An 18,803-nucleotide genomic window follows, 5' to 3' on the forward strand; every position below is an offset into this window, starting at 1 on the left:
TGCCCGAGTGGCGGGACTTGACGCGGTAGTAGCCGCCGCCGGAGTCGACGAACTGCCACTGCTGGTTGTTGCCGTTGGTGCGGCTCCACTGGGTGATGCGGCCGCCGTCGGCCGTGGACTGGCCGTAGACGTCCAGGACCTTGCCGCTGGTGCGGTTGACCAGGACGTACCAGGCGTTGGTGTCGACGGTCGCCGCGGTGGCGGAGGAGGTGGCGACGGTGAGCAGGGCGCCGGTGAGCACGAACGCCGCCATGGCTGCGATCAGCACGCGCAGGCGATTCCGCCTGATAGGGCGCATGGTTCTCCCTTCAAGAACTTGTTAGCGTTAACATGACGATCATGAAGCTGCCCGCAGGGTGGCGCACTGCCGTTCCGCGGCGCTCGACGAGGCACTGGTCGGGCCGACGCGCGGCACGTGGCCCCGGCGCGGCGGCCGGGGGGCCGGAAGGCCGTGGGAGCGGAACGACGACCGCTTCCCGCCGGCGGGCCCCGCGACCCGGTGCGAGGAGATGCGTCCGATGCTTCTGGGCCGGCCGGAGGCCAGGTCACGGCCGCCAGAAGTTGTTACCGCTAACATTCGAGGTTCGAGATCTTCATGGCTTGCTCCTCAGGGGGGTGATGTCGCGGAGTACATCCGACTGACCGGCCGACGTCAACGAGCCGCGATCCTCGCTGACCTGCGCATTGCCCTCGGCACGCTTCCCTGCCTGGACGTTCGTCCGGAGAGAGATCACCTAACGGCGCCTGCGCAAGTGAAAGTTTCACAGAAGTTACGACTTGGCAACCATAAACTTCAGGCCGAATCCAACGAATGTTCGTGACCCGGCCGTCAGATGCGGCGGCCTCCCTGCCGGCCGACTCCCGGCACCCGCCGGACCGGCGATCGGTTCGCCACGCGAGGTGAAGCGTCCGCGACGGCCGGGAGCAGCGAGAACGGTCATGATCGGGGAACGTGCGGCATCCCGGTACGCTCGCGATATGCCCCCGTCCAACGGGCCTCCGCCCCCGGCTCGGCGTCGGCCGCCGATCGAGACGGGCACCACGACGGCCGCCGTGGCGATCGGCGTGGTCCGGGCGGCCGCTCCGGTGGAGACGGCTCGAGCCGGTCGCGGAGTCCGTCGCCCGCGACCGTGCGGTGGCTTTCTGGGGAGCCGAAAATTTTTCTTGATCTTGCGTAAGTTTCTGGCGCGTGAACGGATTGACACCGCCGTGACGCGAACCTAGCGTTGATCGCGACGATGTTAGCGCAAACAGTGACGTTAAACGATCTTCATCGCCTTCCGGTCTCCGCGCCGACAGGCGATTCTCTGTTCTCGAAGGAGAGTCGCTCGCCATGACCTGGCCGGTCCGTGCCTCGCCACGGGTGGACGTCGCCCCAGGGTTCGTACGGACTCCGGATCCTTGAGAGGGTGAAGGCTCCGGGACGTGCTTCGCCGCGACCGGTGGCCGGCGGCGGCGAAGCACATGTGGATCAGGTCCGCGACAGGTCGCCGGCCGTCACACGCCCGTGATGGTCCATTGGTTGTTGGTGCTGCTGTTCGGGGTCCACATGGCCACGGTGGAACCGGCGGTGCTGTTGCCCATGCCGTCCAGAGCCGTGCCGGTGCCGCGGTTGATGATCTGGTTGCGGCCGTTGCCCACGCTGTTGAGGCGCCACTGCTGGTTGTTGCCGCCGTTCCAGGCCGCCTGCCGGGCGACGGCGCCGTTGGCGGTGTTGCCCCAGCTGTCGATGACCATGCCGTTGGTGCGGTTGACGATGCGGTACCAGCCGCCGCCCAGATCGACGAGCTGCCACTGCAGGTTGGTGCTGCCGTCGTTGCTGTTCCACTGCTTGAGGTTCGACCCGGAGGCGACGTTGCCGCCGCTGTCCAGGGCCAGGCCGGTGGTCCCGTTGGTGATCCGCACATAGGTGGGGGGCTGCTGCGGTGTGCCGGTTCCGGTGAGGCGGTACGTGCGGCCCGCCTGGCCGGTCAGCGCGACGACGTCGGACTCGGGCTTGGTGACGGTGACGGCGGCGCCGCTGTCGGCGTCGACCACCTGGTAGGTGCCGGTGAAGATCCGGTTGCGGACGTTGACGGTCCCGTCGCGGTCGAACCTGACGAGGATCTCGGTGGCCGCGCCCGAGCTCCACGTCGTGCCCACGGTGTAGCCGCCACGTCCCCGCAGGCCCTGCACCTTCCCGGCCGGCCAGGCGGACGGCAGCGCCGGGAGCACGTGCAGCTCGCCGTTGTGGCTTTGCAGGAGCATCTCCGCGATACCGGAGGTGGCGCCGAAGTTGCCGTCGATCTGGAACGGCGGGTGCAGGTCGAACATGTTCGGCGCGAGCCGGGCCGTCGTCACCAGGAGACGGATTAGGGTGTGCGCGCGGGCGCCCTCCTCCATCCGCGCCCAGTAGTTGATCTTCCAGGCGAGTGACCAGCCGGTCCCGTCGTCGCCGCGCAGTTCGAGGGTGCGCCGCGCGGCGGTGTACAGCGCCGGGGTGCCGCGCTTGGTGATCTGGTTGCTGGGGTGCAGGCCGTACAGGTGGGAGACGTGCCGGTGGGCGGGCTCGGTCTCGATCCAGTCGTACAGCCACTCCTGGATGTTGCCGCGCGAGCCGGTCTTCATCGGAGGGAGCCGGTCCCGGGCGGACAGGACCCGGGTTCGGAAGTCGGAGTCGACGCCGAGCGCCTGGCTGGCCTTGGCGCAGCCGTTGAACAGGTCGCGCAGGATCTGGTTGTCCATCGTGGGGCCGGCGCAGACGCTGACACCGCTGTGGTGGGCCAGCTCCGGGGAGTTCGACGGGTTCGTGACCAGGAAGCCGAGGCTCGGTTCCTGCACGAGGGTGTCGAGGAAGAACTGCGCGGCGCCCTTCATCGCCGGGTAGTACTGCTGGAGGAACGCGAGGTCGCCGGTGAAGGTGTAGTGCTCCCAGATCAGGGTGGCCAGCCACGCGCCGCCGGTCTGCCACATGCCCCAGAACGCGCCGTCGACGACGGAGGTGGCCCGCCAGGCGTCGGTGTTGTGGTGGGCCACCCAGCCGCCCGCGTTGTACTGGACCTGGGCCGTGCGGGCGCCGGTGACCGCCAGATCGTTGATCATCGCGAACACCGGGTCGAAGCACTCCGACAGGTTCGTCGTGTCGGCCGGCCAGTAGTTCATCGGCAGGTTGGCGTTGATGGTGTACTTCGAGTCCCAGGACGGCGCCAGCGAGTCGTTCCAGATGCCCTGCAGGTTGGCCGGCTGGGTGCCGGGCCGGGAGGAGGAGATCAGCAGGTAGCGGCCGAACTGGAACAGCAGCACCGAGAACTGCGGGTCGTTGACGCTGTTGTGCTGCGCGATCCGCACGTCGGTCGGCTGGTCGGCCGCCGAGGTGCGGCCGAGCTCCAGCGTCGTGCGCCCGAACAGCCGCTGGTAGTCGGCCACGTGCCGGGCGCGCAGGTCGGTGAAGCTCCTGGCGGCGGCGGCGTTGAGATGCTGCCGTGCGATGCCCTGGTAGTCGCCGCTGACGTCGCGGAAGTTGCGGTAGCTGGAGCCGATCGAGATCAGCACCGTCACGCTGTTCGCGGCCGTCACCTGCAGCGTGCCGTTGGAGCTGCTGACGGTGCCGCCCTCGATGACGGCCTTGGCCAGGCCCTGGAACCGGACCGCGCCGGTCTTGCCCTCCATGTTGCCCGAGACGCCGCTGAGCGCCACGGTCGTGCCGTCCGGGCTGGATCGCGTCGTCTGCTGGGGGCTGTCGAACGTCGCGGAGAACGTGATCGAGCCGCCCCTGTCGGCGGTCAGGCGCATGACGATCACCTGGTCCGGCGCGCTCGCGAACGTCTCGCGCTGGTAGCGCACGCCGTTCTTCAGGTACGACACCGTCGTGGTGGCCGTGGTCAGGTCCAGGTAGCGGTTGTACTCCGAGACCCCGGAGGTGTTGCCGAAGGCGAGCCGCAGGTTGCCGACCGTCTGGTAGGCCAGCTGGCCCGCGGGGCTGCCGAGCATGTTCTGGTCGATCAGGGTCTGGGCCTGGCTCCACTGGTTCTGGAAGACCAGCTGCCGGATCTGCCCGAGCGCCCCAGCGCCCCGGGTGTTGCTCTGGTCGTAGGGGCCGCCGGCCCAGACGGTGTCCTCGTTCAGCTGCAGCCGCTCGGTGTCGACGTTGCCGAACACCATGGCGCCCAGGCGGCCGTTGCCGATCGGGAGAGCGCGCAGCCAGTCGGTGCCGGCACTCTCGTCGTACCACAGCGCCAGATCGCCTGCGGCGGTCACCGCCGGAGGGGGCGCCGAGGCGGCTCTGGCGGCCGCCGTCCACTGCAGGGGTAACAGCATGGAGCCGGCTCCGGCTGCTCCGATCTGCATCAGTCGCCTGCGTGACAGGTGGTTCTCGTCGGACATGTCGTTCCAATCGGTAGGGGGTGTGGCGGTTGGAAGTGCCATGGCGGAGGAACGGGGGTACCTGAGGCGGGTTACTCCTGGACTTTGCCTCCGGTGAGACGGGACAGGATGAGGGCGATGAGGATGATGGCGCCGTTGAGGGCCTGGATCCACTGGGCGGGCACGCCGGCCAGGGTGAGGACGTTCTGGATCATGTAGAGGAGCAGGATGCCGGTGAACGCGCCGAACATGGTGCCCTTGCCGCCGTTGAGGCTGACGCCTCCGATGACGGCCGCGGCGAACACGGTGAAGATGGCGCCGTCGCCCTGCGCGGCGGCCACCGAGGCGAGGCGTCCCGACAGCAGCAGGCCTCCGAGGGCGGCGAGCAGGCTGGCGCCCACCAGGGCGGTCCACAGCACCCGGTCGGTGCGGATGCCGGCCGCCCTGGCCGCGTCCACGTTGCCGCCGAGGGCGTACAGGGCGCGGCCGTAGCGGGTGAAGCCGAGCAGCACGATGCCGACGGCGAACAGCAGCAGGCACAGCCAGATCGAGGCGGGCACGCCGAACCACAGGGCCGAGCCGAGATAGAGCATCGACGGCGGCAGGTTGAAGAAGGTCTGGCCGCCGGAGATTCCGGTGAGCAGGCCGCGCAGCACGATCAGCATGCCGAGGGTGACGATGAAGCCGTTGAGCCCGAACCGCACGATCAGCAGAGCGTTGATCACGCCGATCAGCACGCCGACGGCCAGGGTGACCGGGATCGCCCAGGCGCCCGACAGCACGCCCAGCCCGGCGCCCGAGCCGACCGCGACGGTCAGCCAGGCGGCCACGCCCGGCGCGAGGCCGAACGTCGACTCCAGCGAGAGGTCCATCTTGCCGGCGACCAGCACGAGCGTCTGCGCCATGACCAGCAGCGAGATCTCCGACATGGTCTGCAGGATGTTGATCAGGTTGTCGCCCTGCAGGAAGATCGGGTGGACGATCTGGCCGACAACGGCGATCACGATGATCGCGGGGATCAGCGCGAGGTCGCGCAGCCGGGCGAGCCGCACCCGTGGCCGTTCCCGCAGGGGGGCGGCACTCTCCACGGCGGGCGTGCGGGTTTTCTCAGGCATCGGGGGCACAGGGGGCATCGAGCCGGACTCCTTCCATGGCCGCCACCACATCGTGGTCGTGCCATCCGGCGGCCATCTCCGCGACGAGACGGCCCTGGAACATCACCAGCAGCCGGTCGCACAGCCGCAGGTCGTCGATTTCGTCGGAGGCGATCAAAACGCCGCTCCCTTTCGCGGCCGTCTCCTCGACCTTGCCGAGCAGGAACTCCTTGGACTTCACATCCACCCCGGCGGTGGGGGTGATCAGCACGAGCACCCGGGGGTCGGAGGCCAGCGCCCTGGCCATGACGACCTTCTGCTGGTTGCCGCCGGACAGGCCCATCACCGGCAGCTCGGGGCCGGGGGTCTTGATCGCCAAGTTGTCGATCAAGGTCCTGGCCAGCCGGTCGCGCCGCCGGCCACTGATCAGGCCGGCCTCGCCGAGCCGTTCGGGGACGGTCATGGTGGCGTTGTCGGCGATCGACATCATCGAGACGAACCCCTGGTGATGCCGGTCCCGGGGGACGAAGCCGACACCCGCGGCGAGCGCGTCGGGCACGCTGCCGGGGCGGGGACGACGTCCGGTGATCTCGATCGTGCCCGAATCGGCCGCGCGCAGCCCGGCGACGGTCTCGGCGAGTTCGGTCCGGCCGCTGCCGGCCGCGCCCGCCAGGCCGACGATCTCGCCGGCCCGGACGTGGAAGCCGATCTCCCGGTAGGCGTCGCCGTACGACAGGTCGCGCACGTCGAGCGCCATACCGGCGTCGGCGGGCACGGCCGCCCGGGGGAGCGGCGCGGTCAGGCCGGTGGCCTCTCCCGCCATCGCCGCCACCAGTTCGGTGTGCGTCAGGTCGGCCACCGCGGTGGTCAGGATGTGCCGGGCGTCGCGGAATACCGTGACCGTGTCGCAGATCTCGTAGATCTCCTGCAGGTGGTGGCTGATGAACAGGAAGGTCACCCCCTGTTCCTGCAGGGCGCGGATGCGGGTGAACAGCCGGGCGATGGCGGCGGCGTCGAGCTGGGCGGTCGGTTCGTCGAGGATGATGAACCGGGCGCCGAAGGACAGCGCGCGGGCGATCTCCACGAACTGCCGCTGCTCGACGTCCAGCTCGCCGGCCGGCAGGCGCACGTCGACGTCCACCGACCAGGTGGCGAGCAGCGTGGCCGCCTTGCGCCGCAGCGCGTCCCAGCGGACCAGCCCGAACCGGTTCAGGTCGTGACGGTTCAGGTAGAGGTTCTCCGCCACGGTCAGCTCGGGGATGATCGTGGACTTCTGGTAGACGCAGGCCACCCGCTGCCGCCAGGCGTCGCGGTCGGCGAGGCGCGGGGCGGGGTCGCCGCCGAACCGTACCTCGCCCTCGTCGGGGGGCTGGAGTCCGGTGAGGATCGAGACCAGGGTGGACTTCCCGGCCCCGTTGCGGCCGACCAGGGCGTGAGTCCGGCCGGGCATGATCCGTATTCCGGCGCCGTCCAGCGCGACGGTCTCGCCGTACCTCTTGGTGACGCCCACCGCCTCGACGAGAGGCGTGGTCGTCTGGTCAGCCGCCAAGGTTGTTTCCCCATAGCGAGGAGTCGTCCGACTTGACGCTCTGGACGTCTCCGTAGGTGCCGCCGTCGGCGGTCACCAGGGGCGCGGAGAGCTGGTCCTCCAGCAGGCCCGGTCGCACCTGGATGATGTTGCTGTCGTGGTCGGTCGGGCCGGGCTGGAACGTCTTGCCGTCGATGGCGGCCTTGGTGTACTCCAGCGCGTACTTGGCGTACTGGTCGGCCGGCTGCGAGACGGTGGCGTCGATGTTGCCGGCGGCGATCTCCTTCAGTTCCTGGGGGATGCCGTCGTTGGAGACGACGAAGACGTGCTTGGGGTCGCTCGGGGGGACCAGCAGGCCGCGCTGCTTGAGCAGCTGGAGGGTGCCCGCCAGGGCGAAGCTCGACTGCATGTAGACGCCCTTGATGTCCGGGTTGGCGGTGAGCTGCGTCTGGAGCTTCTGCGAGGCGAGGGCGCCGTCCCAGTTGGTGGCCTCGCCGAACACCGTGATGTCCGGGTAGTTGGCCTTCATGCACTCGTTGAACGCCTCGGTGCGGTCGCGGCCGTTGATGGAGGCCAGGTCTCCCTGGAGCATCACGACCTTGCCCTTGCCGGACAGCTTCTCGCCGAGGAACTTGCACGCCTTCTCCCCGTACGCCCGGTTGTCGGCGCGGACCACCATGTAGGCGTCGCCCTGCTCGGGGCGGGTGTCGACCATGACGACGGGGATCTTCTTGGCGGTGAGCTGCTGCAGGGTGGGGGCCACGGCGGCGGTGTCCTGCGGCGCCAGCACGAGGCCCTTGACGCCCTGGCTGACGAGACTCTGCACGTTGGCGGTGAGCTTGGCGATGTCGTTCTGCGAGTTGGAAGTCTTCAGGTCGAGGCCGTTCTCGGCGCCGAACTGGGGGACGTACTTGATGAAGGAGTTCCAGAAGTCGGTGTCGGAGCGGGGGTAGTCCACCCCGACGACCGGCTTGGCGGCTCCCGGGGCGGCCGTGCCGGTGCCCGTGTCGCCGTCGCCCCCGCACGCGCCGGTCAGCCCGGCCGCCAGGGCGATGGCCGTTCCCAGGGCGAGTCCTCGGTTCATGGTCGTTCCTTTCCTGTGCTGGGCCGCAGCCGCAGTCCGTGCATGCCGCCGTCCACGGCCAGATCGGTGCCGGTGGTCGAGGCGGCGAGAGGGCTCGCCAGGTACGCGACGGCCTCGGCCACCTCGTCCGCCGAGACCAGACGGCCCATCGGCTGACGGGCGGTGAGCGCCCGGCGTTCCTGTTCGGGATCGGTGGCGGCCTCCAGCAGCCGGTTCACCCACGGGGTGTCGGCGGTGCCGGGGTTGACGCAGTTGACGCGGATGCCCTCCGTGACCAGGTCGGCCGCCATGGCCCGGGTCATGGCCAGCACCGCGCCCTTGGTGGAGGAGTACAGGACCCGGCTGGGCAGCCCGGCGGTCGCCGCGATCGAGCAGGTGTTCACGATCGCCGCGGCCCGTGACGCCCGCAGGTACGGCAGCGCCGCCCTGGCCACCCGGACCATGCCGAACACGTTGACGTCGAAGACCCGGCGCCATTCGTCGTCGTCGTTGTCCTCGATACCGCCCTGGGCGCCGATTCCCGCGTTGTTCACCAGGACGTCGATGCCGCCGAGCCGGTCCGCGGCCTCGGCCACGGCGGTCCGCACCGACGCGTCGTCGGCCACGTCGGCCCGCAGCCCGAGCAGGGGCTCGGGCACGCCGGGGGACAGGTCGAGGCAGGCCACGCGGGCCCCGCGCTCGGCCAGCAGGGTGGCGGTGGCCAGGCCGATGCCGGAGGCGCCACCGGTGACGACGGCCGTGAGCCCGTCGAAGGTGCCCATCACACCACCTCTCCGGCGGCGAGGGCCGTGTCGGCGCCTGTGCCTGTGCCTGCGCCTGTGTCGGCGGCCCACCGGGGGCCGTGCGGGTAGGCGTACTCGGCGCGCGAGGCCGGACGCATCTCGCCGCCTCCGCCCGGTTCGAGGGGAGCGACGTACCGGCCGTCCCTGATCACCACCGGGTCGGTGAAGTGCTCGTGCAGGTGGTCGATGTACTCGATGACGCGGTCCTCGGTGGTGCCGCTGACGGCCACGTAGTCGAACATCGCCAGGTGCTGGACCATCTCGCACAGGCCGACGCCGCCCGCGTGCGGGCACACCGGCACCCCGAACTTGGCGGCCAGCAGCAGGATGGCGATGTTCTCGTTGACCCCGGCGACCCTGGCCGCGTCGAGCTGCAGGATGTCGATCGCGCCCGCCTGCAGGAACTGCTTGAACATCACCCTGTTGTGGGCGTGCTCGCCGGTGGCGACCTTGATGGGCGCGACCCGCTCCCGGATGGCGGCGTGGCCGAGCACGTCGTCGGGGGAGGTGGGCTCCTCGATCCAGTACAGGTCGAACTCGGCGAGCGGGGCCAGCCGTTCGATCGCCTGGCCGACGTTCCACGCCTGGTTGGCGTCCACGGCGATGCGCACGTCGGGGCCGACCGCCTCGCGGGCCAGCCGCACGCGCCGCACGTCCTCGGCCGGATCGGCGCCGACCTTCAGCTTGATGAGGCGGAACCCGTCGGCGACCGCCTCCTTGGCCAGCCGGACCAGCTTGTCGTCGGTGTAGCCGAGCCAGCCGGGGGTGGTGGTGTAGGCCGGGTAGCCCTCGGCGAGCAGGCGCGCCCGGCGCCCGGCGCGGCCAGGCTCTGCGTCGCGCAGGATGGTCAGCGCCTCCTCGCGGGTGAGCGCCTCCTCCAGGTAGCGGAAGTCGACGACGTCGACGATCTCCTCCGGCGACAGCTCCGACAGCAGCCGCCACAGCGGTTTGCCCGCCCTGCGCGCGCGAAGGTCCCACAGGGCGTTGAGCACGGCTCCCGCCGCCATGTGGATGACGCCCTTCTCGGGGCCGAGCCAGCGCAGCTGGCTGTCGCCGGTGAGCCGGCGCGACACCCCGCCGAGATCGCCGAGCACCTCGGCCACCGGTCGTCCGGTGACCAGCGGCGCCAGCGACTCCACGGCGGCCACGGCGATCTCGTTGCCGCGCCCGACGGTGAAGGCGAGCGCGTGCCCTTCCTGCCCGCCGTCGGTCCGCACGATCACGTAGGCGGCGGAGTAGTCGGGCTCGGGGTTCATGGCGTCGGAACCGTCGAGGTATCGAGAGGTCGGGAACCGGATGTCGTGGGCCTCGACCGCGGTGATCAGCTCCGTCACGGTGACCCGCTCTGGCGATACGTGCGCACGAAGGTCTACCTCCAGCGGATGTTTCCGGAAGGTGAAGGGATCTTCACCACATGGACATGGGATGTCTTTGTAATCCTCTCGGTGTGATGTGTCTAGACCTTCTGGCGAAATACCGTAAATATGATGAATTGGCTGAATATTTCAGGCCCTGTCGCGCATGTGTGGTCCATGTTTGCCTTGCGGTGGATCGCCCTTTCACGCGAACATGGGATGTCTGTTATGTTCCCGCGGTGACCAGCGCACCGATCGAGCGACTCCACGACCGGAGGCCGTGCCCATGTCCCTGACCGACGAGGCGATCTCCCGTATCCGGGCACTCGTCCAGTCGGGTGATCTTCCCCCCGGGGCGCGGCTGCCCCCGGAGCACCAGCTCGCCGCCCAGCTCGGCGTCTCCCGCAACGGGTTGCGCGAGGCGGTCAAGGCGCTGGTCGTGGCCCGGGTGCTCGACGTACGGCGGGGCGACGGCACCTATGTGACCAGCCTGGAACCGCGGTTGCTGCTGGAAGGGCTGGGGCTGGCCGTTGAGCTGCTGAGCGACGACACGCTGCTGGAGATCGTCCAGGTGCGGCGGATGCTGGAACCCGCGGCGACCGCGCTGGCCGCGTCCCGGATCTCCGCCGGCCAGCTCGCCGAGATCGGCGAGCACCTGGCCGCGATGCGCGCGGCCAGCGACGACGTGGAGAAACTGAACCACCACGACGCCGCCTTCCACCGCGCCGTGGTGCGGGCGACCGGCAACGAGACGCTGTCCACCCTGCTCGACGGGATCTCCGGCCGCACCCTGCGGATGCGGGTGTGGCGCGGCACGGTCGAGACCGGCAGCTCGCACAAGACCATCGCCGAGCACGAGGCGATCTACAACGCCCTGGCCGCCGGTGACGCGACGCTCGCCCAGGCGGCGGCGCTGATGCACATCGGCACGACCGAGACGTGGTTTCGCTCGGTGCTCGAGAACGTGGAGGCCTCCCCGGCCGGGGCCGACGGCGATCAGGGCCCGGCCGGTACTAGGATCGCCGACGGGCTCTGGCCGGAGCTCGGCGGTGAGGAGACACGATGAAGGTCCGCTTGGCCTACGGGGAGACCGGTCTGACGGTCGAACTGCCCGACGAGGCCACCACGGTGGTCACCCCCGTCCACCACGCGGCCGCGCCCGACCAGATGGGCGCGCTGCGGGCGGCTCTGCGCGACCCGGTGTCCGGGCCGCCGCTGCGCGAGAGGGTACGGCCCGGCCAGACCGTCGCCATCTCGGCCTGCGACATCACCCGCCCCCAGCCCCGGCACCTGATGATCCCGGCCATCCTCGACGAGCTCGACGGCGTCGTCGACCTCGACGACGTGACCGTCCTCGTCGCGACCGGCACCCATCGCGGCAACACCGAGGCCGAACTGCGCGCGATGTTCGGCGACAGGGTCGTCGACTCCGTGCGGATCGTCAACCACGACGCCCGCGACCCGGGATCGCTCACCTACCTCGGCCGCTTCGGCAAGGACGTACCGGTATGGCTGAACACCGCCTGGGTCGAGGCCGACGTGCGGATCACCACCGGTTTCGTGGAGCCGCACTTCTTCGCGGGCTTCTCCGGCGGGCCCAAGCTGGTCGCCCCCGGCCTGGCCGCGCTGGAGACCGTGCTCACCCTGCACGACGCCGCGCGCATCGGCGATCCCCGGGCCACCTGGGGAGTGATCGAGGGCAACCCCGTGCACGACGACGTGCGGGCCATCGCCGAGGGCACCGGGGTGACCTTCGCCCTCGACGTGATCCTCAACCGGGACAAGGACATCGCGGCGGCGTTCGGCGGCGACATCCTGCCCATGCACGCCGCCGCCACCGCCGCCGCCCGCCGGGTCGCCATGCGAGAGGTCGAGGCGCCCTTCGACGTGGTGGTCACCACCAACTCCGGTTACCCCCTCGACCAGAACCTCTACCAGGCGGTCAAGGGCATGTCGGCGGCGTTCCAGGTGGTCCGGCCGGGCGGCGTGATCGTCTGCGCCGCCGAGTGCCGCGACGGCTTCCCCGACCACGGCTCCTACCGCGAGGTGCTCGCCTCGGAGCCCTCTCCGCGGGCGCTGCTCGACGCGATCGCCGCCCGGCCGGTGACTGTCCCCGACCAGTGGCAGGTGCAGATCCAGGCGCGCATCCAGGCGGGCGCGCGGGTGGTGATGCACACCTCCTACCTCAGTGACGCCGACCTGGCCACCGCCCACCTGGAGCAGACCGGTGACATCGCGGCCACGGTGACCGAGGCGCTGGCCGCCGCCGGGCCGGGCGCCCGCGTGTGCGTGCTGCCGGAGGGCCCGCAGACCATTCCCTACCTGTCCGGCGGCCGGGCATGAGCGAACGCGCGGTGGACCCGGGGTTCGCCGGGGCCGGCGTGCACGGGGAAACCCGCAGGGCGGCGCCCGAGGTCGCCGGCGAACGCTCGGTGGTGGACCTGGGGTTCGCCCGGGTCGACGTGGACCGGGAGGCCCGCCAGGGGACGCCCGAGGTCGTCTACGGGCCGGGCAAGACCGCCGAGGAGATCGCCGCCATCGTCTCCGCCCTGCTCGCCCGCAACACCGGCCCGGTGCTGGCCACGCGGGTCGAGGAGGCGGTCGCCGGGCCCGTCCTGGCGGCCGTGCCGGGCGGATCCCACGACCCGGTGGCGCGGCTGCTGGTGTGGCGGCCGGCCGCGACCGGGTCCTTCGCGGTCGCGGTGGTCACGGCGGGCACGTCCGACGGGCCGGTGGCGGCCGAGGCGGCGGCCGTGGCCCGGGCGCTCGGGCTGGACGTCACCGTGGTCCGCGACGTGGGAGTGGCGGGAATCCACCGGCTGCTCGCCGAGACCGGGCGGCTGCGCGCGGCGGACACGGTGATCGTCGTGGCGGGCATGGAGGGCGCGCTGGCCAGCGCCGTCGGCGGCCTCGTGGCGGCGCCGGTGATCGCCGTGCCCACCTCCGTCGGGTACGGCGCGGCCCTGGAGGGCGTCACCGCCCTGCTGGCGATGCTGTCCTCGTGCGCCGCCGGCCTCACCGTGGTCAACATCGACTCCGGCTTCGGCGCCGCCATGGCCGCCCACCGTCTCGCCCACACCGCCACCCGCCGCGCCTCCCCGTCCCCGCCCTCCCCGTCCCCGGCGGGCGCGGAGGCGGCGGGGCAGGAGGTAAGGCCGTGATCTGCTGGGTCAACCCGTTCACCGGGCTGGCGGGGGACATGCTGCTGGCGGCGCTCATCGACGCCGGGGCCCCGCTGGACGGCATCCGCGCGGCGGTGGGATCGACCGGTCTCACCGGCTGGGAGCTGACGGCCGGGCGGGCGGTCAGTCACGGGCTGGCGGTGACCCGCGTACGGGTCGTGGTCACCGACACGGCGACCGAGCGGCGGGCGGCCGAGCTGATCTCCATGGCCGGGGCCGCCCGGCCGGAACCGGTCGCCACCCTCGCCACCGCCGCGCTGCGGGCGATCGCCGAGGCGGAGGGCCGGATCCACGGCACCGACCCCGGCCGGGTGCACCTGCACGAGCTGGGCGGCCACGACGCCCTCGTGGACATCGTCGGCGTGGCCGCCGCGCTGCACCTGCTCGGCGTCACGGCCGTGCACTGCGCCCCGATCCCCCTCGGAACCGGCACGGTGACCACCCGCCACGGCGTGCTGCCCGTACCGGCCCCCGCGACCGCCGCCCTGCTGCGGGGGGCCCTGGTGGCCGGTAGCGACCTGCCAGGGGAGACCGTGACCCCCACGGGGGCGGCGCTGCTGCGCGCCATGGGAGCGCGATACACCCCGCCGCCGGCGATGACCCCGGTGGCGACCGGCTACGGCGCGGGCACCCGGGAGCTTCCCGACCGCCCCAACATCGTCGCCGTCACCGTCGCCGAGCCCGCCCGCGACGCCGGCACCGAGCCCCTGGTCGTCCTGGAGACCAACCTGGACGACGTCACCGGCGAGGTGCTCGGCCACACGATCGCCCGGGCCCTCGACGCCGGCGCCCTGGACGCCTGGGCCACCCCGGCCACCATGAAGAAGGGCCGGCCGGCGCACGTGCTGCACCTGCTGTGCCGCACTCCCGCCGCACCGGCCCTGCGGGACCTGCTCCTCGCCGAGACCGGCGCGCTCGGCGTGCGTGAGGTCGCGGTCGAGCGCACGGCCCTGCCCCGGCACACCACCGAGGTGGACCTGGCGGGCCACCGCGTGCGGGTCAAGCACGGACCCCACTCGGCCAAACCCGAACACGACGACGTGGCCGCCGCCTCGGCCGCCCTCGGCCTGTCCCTGCGCGAGACGGCCGCCTGGGCGCTGCGGCTGACCCGCGAACGGCCCCCTACGCGAGAGAGACCGGGTTGACTTCCTCCCCCTCGTGAACGAGGGAGATTCCCACGGTCGCCCGTGAGGGTTCCTGCTTCGTCGCCGGTCGCCCGCCAGAGAGGACTCTCCGTGAGGTCTCACACCAGCTCCACAGGCGTTCTACCTCTCCGCCAGCCCGGCGGCGAGGATGTTCTTCGCGGCGTTGACGTCCCGGTCGTGGACGGCGCCACAGGCGCACGCCCAGTCCCGGACCCCCAACGGCATGGACCGCTGGATCGTGCCGCACGCCGAGCACAGCTTCGAGGAGGGAAACCACCGGTAGACGACGACCAGCTCCCCCCCGTACCAGGCCGCTTTGTACTCCAGCATCGTGCGCATCTGGCGCCAGGAGGCGTCCGAGATGGCGCGGGCCAGAGTGTGGTTTCGCATCAGGTTGCGCACGGTGAGGTCTTCGATCACGACCGTTTGGTTCTCACGGACGAGACGACTGGTGACCTGGTGCAGATGATCACGCCTGCGGTCGGCGATGCGGGCATGCACCCGCTACCTCGCGCGCTTGGCGAAGAAGTTCGCGAACGCCGTCTGCAGGTGCCGCAGCGCCTGCTGCAGCGGCACCGACGACACCTCGTTCAGGAACGCGAGCTCCTTGGTCTTCTTCCATGCGGTGAGTGCAGCCGAGGACTGCACGTAGGAGAGCCTACGGCTTTCGAGGGTGTGGGCGCGGGTTCGTTCTTCCAGAGCCTTGTTGTAGACCAGGCGGGCACAGCCGAACGTGCGAGACAGCTCCGCCGCCTGCTCGTCTGTCGGGTGGAAGCGGAACTTGAACGCCCGCTTCACGATCTGCGCCACGCCTCACACGATGCCACATGAAGCCGACCGTGGACGTGTGTTCGATCCCAGACCTGCGGCACTGCGCCGCGTTTCCTCCCTGGCCTGAAGGCCGGGGTCTCCACGCTGGAGGTATTCGATGACCTTCGACGCCAAGATCACCGCACTGCTCGACCGGCTGGCGGCCCTGCCCTCGCTCGCCGTCGCCTTCTCCGGCGGAACCGACTCCGCGCTGGTGCTGGCGGCGGCTGTCCGGGCACTCGGGACCGGGCGGGTGCTGGCGGTGACGGCGGTCTCCGACAGTCTGGCGGCCGAGGAACTCGACGTGGCCCGGCGGTTCGCGGCCTCCCTCGGCGTACGGCACCTGCTGCCGGCCACCGCCGAGATGGCGAACCCCGCCTACCGCGCCAACGGCCGCGACCGCTGCTACTTCTGCAAGTCGGAGGTACTCGACGTGATCGGCCGGGTGGCGGCGGAGCACGGCGTCGCACACGTCGCCACCGGCACCAACGCCGACGACGCCGCCGACCCGTTCCGGCCGGGAATCAGGGCCGCCGACGAGCGCGGGGTGCTCGCCCCGCTGCGCGACGCCGGCCTGACCAAGGCCGAGGTACGGCGGGCCGGCAAGGCGTGGGACCTGGTCACCTGGGACAAGCCTGCCGCGCCCTGCCTGGCCAGCCGGGTGGCCTACGGCGTGGAGGTGACGCCGGCCCGGCTGCACCGGATCGAGACGGCCGAGCGCGCGGTGCGCCGCCTGCTGGCCCGGGCCGGCCTGCCGGTCACCGACCTGCGGGTACGCGACCTCGGCGACCGGGTGCGAGTGGAGGTGGCCGCCGACCTGACGCCCCGCGCCGCCGGCCTGCCCGGCCTGACCTCGGCCGTGCGCGAGGCCGGCTTCCCCGGTGCCCAGGTGGAGGTGGCGGCCTTCCGCTCCGGAGCCCTGAACATGGAGCCGCTCCGCCCGTGACCGGCCGGGGACGCCCCGCGCACCGGGATCGCCCGTACGGCCTCCTGGTGCCCGGGAGGCCGTACGGGCCGGTCACGGTCCGGCGGACCCGGGCCGGCTCACGGTGAGGCCGTCGAGGCCGGACCGGCGCGTCACGCCGCTGGCGTGGGGGACGGTGATCGACCCGGCGGCCCACCTCCCCGCGGCGGGTCGGGCGCGGTCAGCGTCAGCGACCTGTCCAGGACGTAACCGGTCTCGCCGGCCTGGAAGATCACCGTCGCCCTGACGGGCGCGTGGCCGGCCGGGGTCGTGGACGACCCGGGTGCCGTGATCCTCCACGTCTCGGTGTCCGAGGCGCCGGGCGGCAGCACGCGTCTCACCGGCCTGCCGGCGCGTTCGGCCCGGCAGCCCTCGGGGACGGCGATCGAGACGGTCAGCCCGGTGACCGGGCTGTCGCCCAGGTTCGTCACCGTGGCCGTGACGGTGGCCGGATCACCGGCGCTCACGGTGCCCGGATCGGCCGCGAGGAAGGCGCCGGCCGGGGGGCGTCGCGGGTCGGGGGCGCCGCGGTACGGGCCGGTGGGGCCCGCGTTGTAGATCACCCGGCTGGCCTCGATCGGGAGGTTACCGCCGGCGACGACGACGTTGCCGCGGACGACGTTGCCGCGGTCGCCGTCGGCGATGCCGGTGATGGCGGGGTTGGTCACGTAGTTCTCGGTCAGCGTGAGGTCGCCGGTGTGATTGCCGTTCTGGATGTTGGCGTGCGCCCACGGTCCCGCGGTGTCGAGGAACACGTTGCGGCTCACGCTCAGGTACCGGGAACCCTCGTCGAAGTACAGGCCGAACTGCCCGCTGTTCTCGCAGTGGTTCTCGTCGATGACGCCGCCGGGTATCGCCGAGAGCGTGTAGACGCAGCTCGCCTCGGACAGCGCCTGCACGACGTCGCGCACGTGGTTGCCCACGACGCGGACGTCGCTCAGAGTGGTCGGCGTGCCGTGGACCGGCCGGAAGTCGTAGAGCCCCCGAGCGAGATAGTCGGGACTGCCTCCCGGGTCGTCGGCGCCCCAGCCGTAACCGAGCCCGATGCCTATGTAGGGCATGTCGGAGACGTGGTTGTGCTCGATGGCCAGCCGCGTGACATAGCTGGCGAGGATCGCGGCCTGATCCAGGTACTCGAGCGCGGTCGCGTGGACGCGGTTGTCCCTGAGCACGATGTCGCTGTTGACCATGCGAGGGTCGGACGGGTGGTGCGCGTCGGGGCGCACGCCGCCGACCACGATGCCGCCGCCGGAGCTCGCGGTGAACGTGCTCCCCACGACCGAGACCCTGTGCGCGCCCAGTCCCACGCCGGTGGCGTGGGCGCCCGCGTCGTTGCCGATGCCGAGCCCGACGGAACCGAGGTTGACGAAGGTACAACCGACGAACGCGATGTCGTCCGCCGCCGACACCTGCACCGCCGCGGCCGCCTGCTCCCAGCCGTCACGGGAGGCCTCGAATCCCGTGCAGCCGACGGAGCACGAGGTGAACGCGTCGGCCGGCCGGTGGGGCTGGACGCCGCTGACGAACACGCCGGTCTGCTGGTTCGCGTACCCGTCGGGCGAGCCGGGGCGCAGCCACGTGGTGCCGGTGAAGGTCAGGCCCTCGAACCGCAGGTCGCGGGCCGGCTCGTCGTAGGTGCCGCCGACCTGGAGCAGTGTTTCCAGCCGCGGCAGCTCCACCCGCGCGCGCGAGATGTCCTGCCCCGGGAGCGGCTTGTAGTAGAGCGTCCCCGCCGCGGGGTCCAGATACCACTCGCCCGGCTCGTCCAGGAAGCCCCTGGAGTTGAGCAGGAAGAACCTCGGCGTGCGGAACGGAGCCTGGACGGTGTCGTAGCCGTAGGTGTTGTTGTCCCAGGCCGGCTGCCGCATGACGACCGTGGAGCCGGAGATGCTCCGTACCGGCGCGAACCGGTTGGTGAACGTCAGCGTCGCCTGGAAGTCGATGCGCCCCTGGTCGGGCAGGGCGGCCAGGTAGGCGAGGTCCGGGTTGTCGATGGTGAAGCCGGTCGGGGTCAGCGTGATGTCGCCGGGTGCCAGCTCGATCCGCGCACGCCGTGCCGGGATCCCGTCGACGTAGAGCTGCCGGCTGTCGAATCCGGTGCCGACGTGGGCCCGGTAGACGCCCGTGGCTGTGCCGTCGGGGTCGTCGGGCTCCCAGCCGGTGACCGGCTGGGAGCCGCTCAGCACGGGCGTGGCCCCGGGCGCCGCCTTCCAGGTCACGGTGTGCCCGTTCCTGCCGGAGTCGGCGGCGTCGAGGCGCAGCGGCGAGGCCGGCCGGTAGGTCCCGTCCAGGAGCAGGACGGTGACGTCGCGGTTCCCCTCGGCCGCGGCCTCGCGCACCCGCCGCCGCGCCTCCTCCAGGGTCGCCAGCGGCCGGTCCGTACTACCCGGCCCCCCGTCGTCGGCGTTCCCGGCACCGGGGGGCGCGACCACGATCGTGTGGCCCGCCCGGACGGCTTCCGCCCGGGTCGCGACCGATGTACGTCTGTGCGGCACGGGTGACGGGCACACGTGCGCTC

At 71.5% G+C, this 18,803-nt stretch carries 13 protein-coding genes and 1 pseudogene; 5 read left to right on the forward strand and 9 right to left on the reverse strand.

Annotated elements, in window-relative coordinates; translation table 11 throughout:
- The 7 genes from ACTOQ2_RS41970 to ACTOQ2_RS42000 all read right to left on the reverse strand — a co-directional run.
- Window positions 1-298 (reverse strand): RICIN domain-containing protein (locus ACTOQ2_RS41970; protein WP_440107311.1); only part of this gene is annotated, 298 nt, incomplete at its 3' end.
- 1,199 nt (window positions 299-1,497) lie between these two features.
- On the reverse strand, window positions 1,498-4,362 hold the full coding sequence (locus ACTOQ2_RS41975; protein ID WP_440107313.1) for a glycosyl hydrolase family 95 catalytic domain-containing protein: 2,865 nt from the start codon (window positions 4,360-4,362) through the stop codon (window positions 1,498-1,500).
- A 71-nt stretch (window positions 4,363-4,433) separates the two neighbouring features.
- The gene (locus tag ACTOQ2_RS41980; protein ID WP_440107315.1) at window positions 4,434-5,456 is read right to left on the reverse strand and encodes an ABC transporter permease; all 1,023 of its coding nucleotides are present in this window, start codon (window positions 5,454-5,456) and stop codon (window positions 4,434-4,436) included.
- Entirely contained in the window at window positions 5,449-6,984 is a 1,536-nt protein-coding gene (locus ACTOQ2_RS41985; protein ID WP_440107317.1) for a sugar ABC transporter ATP-binding protein, read from the reverse strand. The genes ACTOQ2_RS41980 and ACTOQ2_RS41985 overlap by 8 nt, the downstream gene beginning before the upstream one ends.
- Window positions 6,974-8,047: a sugar ABC transporter substrate-binding protein gene (locus tag ACTOQ2_RS41990; protein ID WP_440107319.1), complete on the reverse strand. Its 1,074-nt coding sequence runs from the start codon at window positions 8,045-8,047 to the stop codon at window positions 6,974-6,976. Before ACTOQ2_RS41990 ends, ACTOQ2_RS41985 begins: the two co-directional genes overlap by 11 nt.
- Complete coding sequence (locus ACTOQ2_RS41995) at window positions 8,044-8,808, reverse strand: SDR family NAD(P)-dependent oxidoreductase (RefSeq protein ID WP_440107321.1); 765 nt, start codon at window positions 8,806-8,808, stop codon at window positions 8,044-8,046. The genes ACTOQ2_RS41990 and ACTOQ2_RS41995 overlap by 4 nt, the downstream gene beginning before the upstream one ends.
- Entirely contained in the window at window positions 8,808-10,163 is a 1,356-nt protein-coding gene (locus ACTOQ2_RS42000; RefSeq protein WP_440107323.1) for an enolase C-terminal domain-like protein, read from the reverse strand. Before ACTOQ2_RS42000 ends, ACTOQ2_RS41995 begins: the two co-directional genes overlap by 1 nt.
- A 307-nt stretch (window positions 10,164-10,470) precedes the next feature.
- Here ACTOQ2_RS42000 and ACTOQ2_RS42005 point away from each other — a divergent pair, with 307 nt between their 5' ends.
- The 4 genes from ACTOQ2_RS42005 to larC are packed head-to-tail and all read left to right on the forward strand — an operon-like array spanning window position 10,471 to window position 14,511.
- Window positions 10,471-11,250: a FadR/GntR family transcriptional regulator gene (locus ACTOQ2_RS42005; RefSeq protein WP_440107325.1), complete on the forward strand. Its 780-nt coding sequence runs from the start codon at window positions 10,471-10,473 to the stop codon at window positions 11,248-11,250.
- Window positions 11,247-12,527 (forward strand): nickel-dependent lactate racemase, encoded by a 1,281-nt coding sequence (larA, locus tag ACTOQ2_RS42010; protein WP_440107327.1) that lies wholly within the window; start codon window positions 11,247-11,249, stop codon window positions 12,525-12,527. Before ACTOQ2_RS42005 ends, larA begins: the two co-directional genes overlap by 4 nt.
- Window positions 12,524-13,345: a nickel pincer cofactor biosynthesis protein LarB gene (gene larB / locus ACTOQ2_RS42015; protein WP_440107329.1), complete on the forward strand. Its 822-nt coding sequence runs from the start codon at window positions 12,524-12,526 to the stop codon at window positions 13,343-13,345. Before larA ends, larB begins: the two co-directional genes overlap by 4 nt.
- Window positions 13,342-14,511 (forward strand): nickel pincer cofactor biosynthesis protein LarC, encoded by a 1,170-nt coding sequence (larC, locus tag ACTOQ2_RS42020; protein WP_440107331.1) that lies wholly within the window; start codon window positions 13,342-13,344, stop codon window positions 14,509-14,511. Before larB ends, larC begins: the two co-directional genes overlap by 4 nt.
- On the opposite strand, the pseudogene ACTOQ2_RS42025 reads toward larC, so the two are convergent.
- A pseudogene (locus tag ACTOQ2_RS42025) lies at window positions 14,489-15,321 on the reverse strand (RNA-guided endonuclease TnpB family protein). The gene larC and the pseudogene ACTOQ2_RS42025 overlap by 23 nt on opposite strands.
- 118 nt (window positions 15,322-15,439) lie before the next feature.
- Here ACTOQ2_RS42025 and larE point away from each other — a divergent pair.
- Window positions 15,440-16,267 (forward strand): ATP-dependent sacrificial sulfur transferase LarE, encoded by an 828-nt coding sequence (gene larE / locus ACTOQ2_RS42030; RefSeq protein ID WP_440107332.1) that lies wholly within the window; start codon window positions 15,440-15,442, stop codon window positions 16,265-16,267.
- A 131-nt stretch (window positions 16,268-16,398) separates the two neighbouring features.
- On the opposite strand, the gene ACTOQ2_RS42035 is transcribed toward larE, so the two are convergent.
- Window positions 16,399-18,795, reverse strand: a complete 2,397-nt coding sequence (locus tag ACTOQ2_RS42035) for an NEW3 domain-containing protein (RefSeq protein WP_440107334.1) — start codon at window positions 18,793-18,795, stop codon at window positions 16,399-16,401.
- Between the last annotated feature and the right edge of the window lie 8 nt (window positions 18,796-18,803).

This window comes from Streptosporangium sp. H16, from assembly GCF_051918855.1.
Classification (GTDB): Bacteria; Actinomycetota; Actinomycetes; order Streptosporangiales; family Streptosporangiaceae; genus Streptosporangium.

What these genes read in the sequence shown, in the direction of transcription:
- ACTOQ2_RS41975 (WP_440107313.1), bottom strand. Translation starts at nt 4,362, where the DNA reads ATGTCCGACGAGAACCACCTGTCACGCAGGCGACTGATGCAGATCGGA.
- ACTOQ2_RS41980 (WP_440107315.1), bottom strand. Translation starts at nt 5,456, where the DNA reads ATGCCTGAGAAAACCCGCACGCCCGCCGTGGAGAGTGCCGCCCCCCTG.
- ACTOQ2_RS41990 (WP_440107319.1), bottom strand. Translation starts at nt 8,047, where the DNA reads ATGAACCGAGGACTCGCCCTGGGAACGGCCATCGCCCTGGCGGCCGGG.
- ACTOQ2_RS41995 (WP_440107321.1), bottom strand. Translation starts at nt 8,808, where the DNA reads ATGGGCACCTTCGACGGGCTCACGGCCGTCGTCACCGGTGGCGCCTCC.
- ACTOQ2_RS42005 (WP_440107325.1), top strand. Translation starts at nt 10,471, where the DNA reads ATGTCCCTGACCGACGAGGCGATCTCCCGTATCCGGGCACTCGTCCAG.
- larA (WP_440107327.1), top strand. Translation starts at nt 11,247, where the DNA reads ATGAAGGTCCGCTTGGCCTACGGGGAGACCGGTCTGACGGTCGAACTG.
- larB (WP_440107329.1), top strand. Translation starts at nt 12,524, where the DNA reads ATGAGCGAACGCGCGGTGGACCCGGGGTTCGCCGGGGCCGGCGTGCAC.
- larE (WP_440107332.1), top strand. Translation starts at nt 15,440, where the DNA reads ATGACCTTCGACGCCAAGATCACCGCACTGCTCGACCGGCTGGCGGCC.